Here is a 9,188-nt window from a genome sequence, read left to right on the forward strand (position 1 = left end):
CCACACCAGTCGATTGGAGGGGATCAATAACAAGATCAAAGTAATCAAGCGTATGGCCTATGGTTATCGAGATACCGAGTACTTCTTCCTAAAGATAAAGGCGGCCTTCCCCGGTAATCGACGATGAACCAAAAAAAAGCCGGTGTCTGATTGCAGAAACCGGCTTTCTTATTGGCGCTGAGATGGTAGCGCGTTGTTACTTCACCGCACGCAAGATAACGAATTTTTTGTTGCTGGCCACAGTTTCACAGTTGCCGAACAGTTTTTTCAGGGCGATGTGATAACCGAGATGCCGGTTGCCGATCACCCATAGTTCGCCCCCTTGTCGCAAAACCACTTTGGATTCATGGAACATCTGGTTGGCGATATGGGTACCCACCACATTTTGTTGGTGGAATGGCGGATTGTTGAGAATCAGGTCGGAACTGTTGCGTGGAATGCCCTGTAGACAGTCGGTCGCCTTGAAGGTGGCTGAACGGGTTTGGCCAAAGGCCGTCTCAAAATTCAGCTTGGCGCTGGCGACGGCCATAAAAGACTCGTCAACAAAGGTCAGTTCGGCTGCCGGATTTTTTTCCGCGGCCATCAGTCCGACAACGCCGTTGCCGCAGCCCAGGTCGACGATCTGTTGGTATTGTTCATTGCTGGGCAGATTGGCCAGCAGGAATCGGGTACCGATATCCAGGCTGTCGCGGGAAAATACGCCGGCATGGTTAAAGATGCGGTGCTCGCTGTTTTCGAGAATGTAGCTGCTGGGATAGGGGGATTCGCCCACGTCCCGGTTTGCATCGAACTGCGGGAAAATCAGGCGCGCCTTTTTACGGGCAAGCGAGGTTTTGGTTTCGCCCAGCAGCTTCTCGAACAACTTCAGGGTGGAGGTGTGGATCGCTTTCACCATGCCGCCAGCAATGACGCGACTGTTCTCGTGCAGGTGGGGGCGCAAACGGTAAAGCTGATCTTCCAGCATCGCCAGACTTTTTGGCACTTTGATCAGCACTAGGTCGTAAACACCGTCCGGGATCGACAAGCTATCAAGGATGGTTACATCGGTGTCTGAGCGAGCGTTATCTTTCAGGTTGGCATCGGTACCCGCGTGTGCCAACCAGGAATCGGAGACCATCGTGGTGTGGTAGCCAGCCAACGCGGTGCTCAGGGTACCAAACTGGTCATTGATAATCAGAATGCGGCAATCGGGGGAGAGCAGGTTTTCTTCATTGATCTGCTGCAACAGGTATTCATCGGCGGCATCCCATGCACGCAGTTTTTCTTGTTTGCGGCGGGGAAAGCGGCTCAGTTTGAATTCGCCCTGAGGGACTGACAGGATCTCCATCGTCGTGCGGTACCGTTGATTGTGGTGGATGATGCTGGATTAAGGTGAGAGGCGCGAGTTTAACACATCGCCACGCAGGCTTGAGTGGTAGTCACTGCGAAACAGGAAATGGGTGAAAATATCTCATGGTCATAAAAAATAGTTTTTTTATGCTTTGTGGCATAATTTCGCTCCAGTTCAATTGCAGTAGACTGATTGGGGCTCACGGACGAGATATGAAGGGGTCTTTTAGGTAGTTTCTGTTGCAACGATTTTTCCAACGCTCATCCGATATATTGATGAGTGAATTTGTTCGCTCGCGTCTGTTTTTGATCGCGGGTGTCTCGATTTTACTGATTTGGTTGCTCGACCCTCTGGTAAATGTGTTTTTGCTGGGGGAGGGGACTGTTTACGGGCAGCTGCTAGAGCCTTCTGCCAAAGAGCTCTATTTCAGATCCTTTTTTTCTCTCCTGATTTTTCTTGGGGCGGTATCGTTGCGCCTGGTGCTAATGCGCTACGGTCAGCAACATACAGAGTTGCGTGAACAGCGCGAGATTATCCAGCGTGTAATCGACTCCGAGCCCGAGTGTGTAAAAACCGTTGCTGCCGACGGTACCTTGCTGGACATGAACCCGGCCGGATTAAGCATCGTTGAAGCGGACTCCCTCGAACAGGTACGCCATGCTTGCGTTTACGACCTGATCGCCGAGGAAGATCGCGCGGCCTATATCGCGTTCAATGAACGGGTGTTTCGCGGTAAGTCCGGCATCATGGAATACGATGTGATTGGTCTGAAAGGCGGGCGCAAACGTGTCGAGACCCATGCGGTGCCGATGCTGGATGAAGACGGCCGGGTAACCGCCCATCTGGCAGTAACCCGTGATATCACCGAACTCCTCCGTTCGCAAAAGGAATTAAAGCAGTTTTCTGTTGCGGTGGAGCAGTGTGCCAGTGTGGTCATGATCACCGATGACCGCGCACGTATCACCTACGTAAATCCACGATTTACCCATGTAACCGGATTCACGGCGGAAGAAGCGCTGGGTAATACCCCGCGAATGTTGCGTTCGGGCAAACATCCGGAAGAATTTTACAGCCAGCTTTGGGATCGGATTACCACCGGACGTGAATGGCGCGGGAAAATGCAGAACCAGCGCAAGAGTGGTGAACTCTACTGGGCGATGGTGGTGATCTCCCCGTTGAAGGATGAAACCGGCAAGATCACCCAATACCTCTGTACCCAGGAAGATGTGACCAGTTCACACCTGCTGACCGAACAGCTTGATCACCAGGCGCGGCATTGCATGCTGACTGGCTTGATCAACCGCTATGAATTTGAGCAGCGGTTGGGGCAACTGTTGCGAAAAGCCCATCAGGACAATATCCAGCACGCGGTGTTTTTCCTCGATATCGACCAGTTCAAAGTGGTGAACGACAGTTGTGGTCATATGGCGGGAGACCAACTGTTGCGTCAGATCGGTGCGCTGATTCAGTCGCGGGTACGGCAGAGTGACGTGGTGTCCCGGCTGGGCGGCGACGAGTTTGCGGTATTGCTGGAACACTGTACCTCCCAGGATGCCGCGCGTATTGCAGAAGACTTGCGCAGTACCGTGGAGGAGAGTGTCTTTGGCTGGGGTGAAAATATCTTCCGGGTCACCGTGAGTATCGGCGTAGTTAATGTGGACGGACAGTCACCGGAAACGGCTGAACTGATGACTTTCGCGGATACCTCCTGTTACCTGGCAAAGGAGCTCGGGCGCAACCGGATCTATCTGCATCAGAACAATGCCACATCCCAGCGCCGCCAGGATGAGGCGATGTGGGTTGGGCGTATCCATGCCGGGATCGCCGAAAACCGCTTCTGTTTATTCGTGCAGGATATCGCCGGTTTGCAGGATCAGCAGACCTGTCACTACGAGGTGTTGATCCGCTACCGTGATGAAAAGGGTGCCGTTGTGCCTCCGGGCGCGTTTTTGCCGCCGGCTGAACGTTTTGGTTTATCACCGAAACTGGATCGCTGGGTGATTCGTCAGGTGTGCGAGTTTTTGGCACGCAATAAAGATCCAAACCTTAAGCTGTCGATTAACCTCTCCGGTTTGTCGATCGCCGACGATGAGCTGCTGCTGTTTGTACGTAATACCCTGGATAGCTGTGGCGTGGATCCGAAACAGCTGGGATTCGAAATTACCGAAACCGCGGCTATCTCCAATCTTGCCAATGCCGTGCAGTTTATTAAGGCGATGAATGATATCGGCTGCAGTTTTGCGCTGGATGATTTTGGCAGTGGCCTGTCGTCCTTTGGTTATCTGAAAACCCTGCCGGTTGATTATGTGAAAATCGATGGAATTTTTGTAAAAGATATATTGGATGACCAAGTGGACCTGGCGATGGTGCGTAGTATCAACGATATCGGTCATCTGATGGGTAAAAAGACCATCGCGGAATTTGTTGAAAACCAGGCCATTGCCGACACCTTAAAACAGGTCGGCGTGGATTATGCGCAGGGGTATGGCATCTCCAAACCCCGTCCGATCGAAACGCTCATTGCCGATTCCGAGCGTTTGTTCACATCAGTGGAAGATGTTTCCTCTACCCATTAATAACCCCTAAAAATAGGGGATATATGGTGTAACCCCTTGTTTTTATTTTCCTCGCATTCGTTTGAAAAAATCGTTGCTGATCAAAAACTAAACAGGTCTTTTTTTTACGCAGTTGCGTGAAAATTGACCTGTGTTTATTCGAGTTTTCTTAAATGAAACTTGTGGATTGTTTTGGAGCCAAGAGAACGCTATTGTAGCGGGGTATAAAAATTAAAAAGCGACCAGATTCACAAGATCTGGAGTGCTCTGACAAAAAAGATAAATGGGGTTACTCACCATGAAACGCTTTACTAAAAAGCTTCTCACTCTGAGTTCTGCAATCGCACTGGCTGGCGCTGTCAGCGCAGTTCAGGCTGACACACTGAAAATTGGCCTGGCTGGCCCGGCGACTGGTCCGGTAGCACAGTACGGTGATATGCAGAAGATCGGCGTAATGGCAGCGATCAAAGATATCAACGCTGCTGGTGGTATCAACGGCATGAAGCTTGAAGGTGTTGTCTATGATGACGCCTGCGACCCTAAGCAGGCTGTTGCAGTAGCAAACAAAATCGTAAACGACGGCGTTCAGCACGTAGTTGGCCACCTGTGCTCCAGCTCCACTGAACCTGCTTCCGACATCTACGAAGAAGAAGGCGTGCTGATGATCACTGCAGCATCCACTTCTCCAAGCATCACCGAAAAAGGTTACCAGCTGGTTTTCCGTACCATCGGTCTGGACAGCCTGCAGGGCACCCTGGCAGCGAGCTACATCATCGACAAAGCTCAGCCACAGCGCATTGCAATCATCCACGACAAGCAGCAGTACGGTGAAGGTCTGGCGACCACTGTGCGCTCTGTACTGGAAGGCGAAGGCCTGCAGCCTGTGATGTTTGAAGGTGTAACTGCGGGTGACAAAGACTTCTCTGCGCTGATCGCTAAGCTGAAGAAAGAGAACGTAGACTTCGTTTACTACGGCGGTTACCACCCAGAGCTGGGTCTGATCCTGCGTCAGTCCCGTGAGAAAGGTTTTGGTGCTCAGTTCATGGGCCCAGAAGGTATCGTAAACAGCGATCTGGCTAAAATTGCCGGCGAAGCAGCAGAAGGCGTACTGGCTACTGCACCTAAGAGCTTCGACCAGAACCCAGTTAACCAGGCGCGTGTAGAAGCGATCAAAGCGAACGGCGAAGACCCAACCGGTCCATTCGTCTTCACTGCTTACGCTGCGGTTGAGCTGATGAAGAACGCTATCGAGAAAACCGGCGGTACTGATCCGGAAGCGATGGCTGACCACATCCGCGCGAACCCTCTGGACACTGCAATCGGTAAAGTCTCCTACGATAAGAAAGGCGACCTGACCGAATCTACCTTCCAGGTTTACTCTCTGCACAAAGACGGCTCTAAATCTCCCGTTAAGTAAGCAGCATCCCTGAACCAAAGAACACCTTGATGCCGTGATCCGGTATCGAGGTGTTCTGCTATTCGGGTCCTACACTTATGACCGAAACTCTCCTGTACCTCTTTCAGCAGCTCATTAACGGGCTGACTATCGGGTCCACATACGCGCTGATCGCCATCGGCTACACGATGGTTTATGGCATCATCGGTATGATCAATTTCGCGCACGGCGAAATTTACATGATTGGCTCTTACGTTACCTTTATCGTAATTGCCGGTCTGCTAGGCATGGGCATGGTAAGCCTGCCGATCATCCTGATCATCGCGTTGATTGTGGCTGTATTTGTTGCCAGTACCTATGGCTGGACCGTAGAGCGTGTTGCCTACCGTCCGCTGCGTGGCAGTAACCGTCTGATCCCTCTGATCTCCGCGATCGGTATGTCCATCTTCCTGCAGAACTATGTTGTTCTGGCACAGGGTTCCCGTGACGTGGCGCTGCCGCCACAGATCACCGGTGGTTGGACATTTGGTGATCCTGCCGTATTTGAAGTGTCCTTCTCTTACATGCAGGCGCTGATCTGGGGCGCGACGTTCGTGACCATGACCGCCCTGACGCTGTTTATCTCCCGTTCCCGTATGGGCCGCGCATGTCGCGCCTGTTCCGAGGATCTGGGTATGACCAACCTGCTGGGTATCGATACCAACCGTACCATCGCGCTGACCTTTATCATCGGTGCGGCACTGGCCGCCGTTGCGGGTCTGTTGCTGGGTCTCTACTACGGTGTGGTTAACCCATTTGTTGGCTTTATTGCCGGATTGAAAGCGTTCACCGCCGCAGTACTGGGTGGTATCGGTTCCATTCCAGGCGCCGTGCTGGGTGGCCTGATCCTGGGTGTCACCGAAGCGCTGACTTCTGCCTACTTCCCATCCGAATACAAAGACGTTGTATCCTTCGGCCTGCTGGTGCTGATCCTGTTGTTCCGCCCATCCGGTCTGCTGGGTAAACCGGAGGTGGAGAAAGTCTGATGCAGAATAATAAATTTCTAAGCGCGCTATTTGCGGCCGGCGTGACCTTCGTACTGGCTTGCCTGATGATCGGCGTGAAGCTGGATACCGAAGGCACTGAGCTGGCGGTACGTGGTGCAACGGCTGAACAGTGGGGCTGGATCGGTCTGGGTATCGGCCTGGTGTTCCTGTCTCAGCTGTTTTCCAATCAGATCGATGCGTTCTTCGGCAAGCTGCCTAAGCCTAAGCTGAGTGGTCTGCTGCCGGAAGAGAAGAAGCGTGCGGCGCTGAAACCCTGGTTGTTGGCGGCACTGATCGTTGGCATGCTGATCTGGCCATTCATGGTATCCCGTGGGTCTGTTGACCTGGCGACCCTGACGCTGATCTACATCATGCTGGGTCTGGGTCTGAATATCGTGGTTGGTCTGGCGGGTCTGCTGGACCTGGGGTTCGTGGCGTTCTACGCAGTGGGTGCCTACACCTACGCGTTGCTGTCCATGTACTTTGGTCTGTCCTTCTGGGTGTGTCTGCCACTGGCAGCCGGTTTGGCAGCATTGTTCGGTTTTGTGCTGGGTTTCCCGGTACTGCGATTGCGCGGTGACTATCTGGCGATCGTAACCCTCGGCTTTGGTGAGATTATCCGTATCCTGCTGAACAACTGGACAGCAGTGACCGGTGGCCCAAGCGGTATCTCTGGTATTCCTAAACCAACCCTGTTTGGTCTGGAATTCACCCGCCGTGCTAAAGAGGAAGGGGCGCAGACCTTCCATGATTTCATGGGCATCTCCTACTCCAGCTCCTACAAGGTGATCTTCCTGTACCTGATTGCGGTTCTGTTGGTGATCTTCGTGATCTACCTGATCAACCGCCTGATGCGTATGCCGATTGGCCGTGCGTGGGAAGCACTGCGTGAAGATGAGATCGCATGTCGCTCTCTGGGTCTGAACCGTACAACGATCAAGCTGTCCGCATTTACCATCGGTGCTTCCACCGCAGGTTTTGCTGGCTCCTTCTTCGCCGCACGTCAGGGCTTTATCAGTCCTGAGTCGTTCATCTTTATCGAATCCGCAATCATCCTGGCCATCGTGGTACTGGGTGGTATGGGCTCGCAGATTGGTGTCATCCTGGCGGCAATCGTGATGACTATCCTGCCGGAACTGGCGCGTGAGTTTGCGGAATACCGCATGCTGCTGTTCGGTCTGTTGATGGTTGTAATGATGCGTTGGCGCCCTGAAGGTCTTGTACCGATGAAACGACCTCACCTGGAGTTGAAATCATGAGTCAGTTATTGCTGGATGTGAACGGCCTGACCATGCGCTTCGGTGGTCTGGTCGCGGTCGATCACGTTGATCTGGCGGTGAAGAATCGCCAGGTTGTATCCATTATCGGGCCAAACGGTGCCGGTAAAACCACGGTCTTTAACTGCCTGTCCGGATTCTATATCCCATCCGATGGCAGTGTAGTGTTCAACGGCGAACAGGTTGCCGGCATGAAGGACTACCAGATCTCCCGCAAGGGGCTGGTGCGTACCTTCCAGCATGTGCGTCTGTTCTCCAAGATGACCGTGATCGAAAACATGCTGGTGGCGCAGCACCGTCACTTGAAAACCGATCTGATCTCTGGTCTGTTGAAAACCTCCTCCTACCGTCGTCTGGAGCAGGAAGCGATGGACCGTGCAGCCTACTGGCTGAAAGAGATGGATCTGCTGCAGTTCGCTAACCGCGAAGCCGGTAACCTGGCTTACGGTCAGCAGCGTCGCCTGGAAATCGCGCGCTGCATGGTGACGCAGCCTGAACTGCTGATGCTGGATGAGCCGGCGGCAGGTCTGAACCCGAACGAGACCAAAGAGCTGGATGAGTTGATCGTGCGTCTGCGTGACGAACACGAGATCTCCGTGCTGCTGATCGAACACGATATGAAGCTGGTTATGGGTATCTCCGACCACATCTACGTGATTGCGCAGGGCGCACCACTGGCCAACGGTACGCCGGATGAAGTGAAGAACAATCCGGACGTAATCAAAGCGTATCTCGGGGAGGAATAAGATGCTGCGCATTGAAAATGTGAACACCCACTATGGGCCGATTCAGGCGCTGCACGACGTTTCCGTTGAAGTGAAGCAGGGTGAAATTGTCACCCTGATCGGCGCAAACGGTGCGGGTAAAACCACCCTGATGATGACCATCTGTGGCGATCCACAGGCGACCACCGGTTCCGTTAAGTTCGACGGCGAAGAGATCAGCGGTCTGCAGACTGCGAAGATCATGCAGAAAGGTCTGGCGATCGTACCGGAAGGCCGTCGTGTCTTCGGTGGTATGACCGTAGAGGAAAACCTGGCCATGGGTGGTTACTTCCGGACTAAAGCGGAAGCCGCTGAAACCATGGAGCACGTGCTGGAACTGTTCCCGCGTCTGCGTGAGCGTTTCTCCCAGCGTGCCGGCACCATGTCCGGTGGTGAGCAGCAGATGCTGGCGATCGGTCGTGCAATGATGTCCCGTCCGCGTATGATCCTGTTGGACGAGCCGTCTCTGGGTCTGGCGCCAATCATCATTCAGCAGATCTTCGAGATCATCCAGAAGCTGCGTGATGAAGGTGTGACTATCTTCCTGGTAGAGCAGAACGCAAACCAGGCGCTGCGTATCGCCGACCGCGGTTACGTACTGGAGCACGGTCACGTGGTGCTGGAAGGTTCCGGTCAGGACCTGCTGACCAACGAAGACGTGCAGAAGGCGTACCTGGGCGGTTAACGTTCGGTTCGCTGCATAAAAAAACCGCCTTCGGGCGGTTTTTTTACATTCAACCTAGAGAGCAGATAGTTATTTTAGATCATCATTAGATGGTCTATTTTTTTGTCTTGATTAGATTAACATCTACACCTATAGTTAGATAAAATAAGTCGGAAT

8 protein-coding genes are annotated in these 9,188 nt (G+C 53.0%); 7 read left to right on the forward strand and 1 reads right to left on the reverse strand.

Translation table 11 applies throughout. The features are described from left to right. Positions 1-127 (forward strand): transposase (locus ACEQ15_RS06660; protein WP_370278322.1); only part of this gene is annotated, 127 nt, incomplete at its 5' end. A gap of 69 nt (positions 128-196) precedes the next feature. Here ACEQ15_RS06660 and ACEQ15_RS06665 read toward each other — a convergent pair. Further along, positions 197-1,327: a methyltransferase gene (locus ACEQ15_RS06665; RefSeq protein ID WP_370278308.1), complete on the reverse strand. Its 1,131-nt coding sequence runs from the start codon at positions 1,325-1,327 to the stop codon at positions 197-199. 482 nt (positions 1,328-1,809) lie between these two features. On the opposite strand from ACEQ15_RS06665, the gene ACEQ15_RS06670 reads away from it, so the two are divergent. From ACEQ15_RS06670 to ACEQ15_RS06695, 6 genes are all read left to right on the forward strand, one after another. Then, on the forward strand, positions 1,810-3,906 hold the full coding sequence (locus ACEQ15_RS06670; RefSeq protein WP_370278327.1) for a putative bifunctional diguanylate cyclase/phosphodiesterase: 2,097 nt from the start codon (positions 1,810-1,812) through the stop codon (positions 3,904-3,906). A gap of 277 nt (positions 3,907-4,183) precedes the next feature. Then, positions 4,184-5,302 carry a branched-chain amino acid ABC transporter substrate-binding protein gene (locus ACEQ15_RS06675; RefSeq protein WP_370278310.1) on the forward strand — a complete coding sequence of 373 codons (1,119 nt, stop codon included), beginning with the start codon at positions 4,184-4,186 and terminating at the stop codon, positions 5,300-5,302. Between the two features lie 77 nt (positions 5,303-5,379). Then, complete coding sequence (gene livH / locus ACEQ15_RS06680; RefSeq protein ID WP_370278312.1) at positions 5,380-6,306, forward strand: high-affinity branched-chain amino acid ABC transporter permease LivH; 927 nt, start codon at positions 5,380-5,382, stop codon at positions 6,304-6,306. Next, the gene (locus ACEQ15_RS06685) at positions 6,306-7,565 is read left to right on the forward strand and encodes a high-affinity branched-chain amino acid ABC transporter permease LivM (RefSeq protein WP_370278314.1); all 1,260 of its coding nucleotides are present in this window, start codon (positions 6,306-6,308) and stop codon (positions 7,563-7,565) included. Before livH ends, ACEQ15_RS06685 begins: the two co-directional genes overlap by 1 nt. Continuing rightward, positions 7,562-8,329 carry a high-affinity branched-chain amino acid ABC transporter ATP-binding protein LivG gene (gene livG, locus ACEQ15_RS06690; RefSeq protein WP_370278316.1) on the forward strand — a complete coding sequence of 256 codons (768 nt, stop codon included), beginning with the start codon at positions 7,562-7,564 and terminating at the stop codon, positions 8,327-8,329. The genes ACEQ15_RS06685 and livG overlap by 4 nt, the downstream gene beginning before the upstream one ends. Before the next feature lies 1 nt (position 8,330). After that, the gene (locus ACEQ15_RS06695) at positions 8,331-9,032 is read left to right on the forward strand and encodes an ABC transporter ATP-binding protein (RefSeq protein ID WP_370278318.1); all 702 of its coding nucleotides are present in this window, start codon (positions 8,331-8,333) and stop codon (positions 9,030-9,032) included. Positions 9,033-9,188: the final 156 nt, after the last annotated feature.

The organism is Pontibacterium sp. (genome assembly GCF_964228735.1).
GTDB lineage: Bacteria > Pseudomonadota > Gammaproteobacteria > Pseudomonadales > Balneatricaceae > Pontibacterium.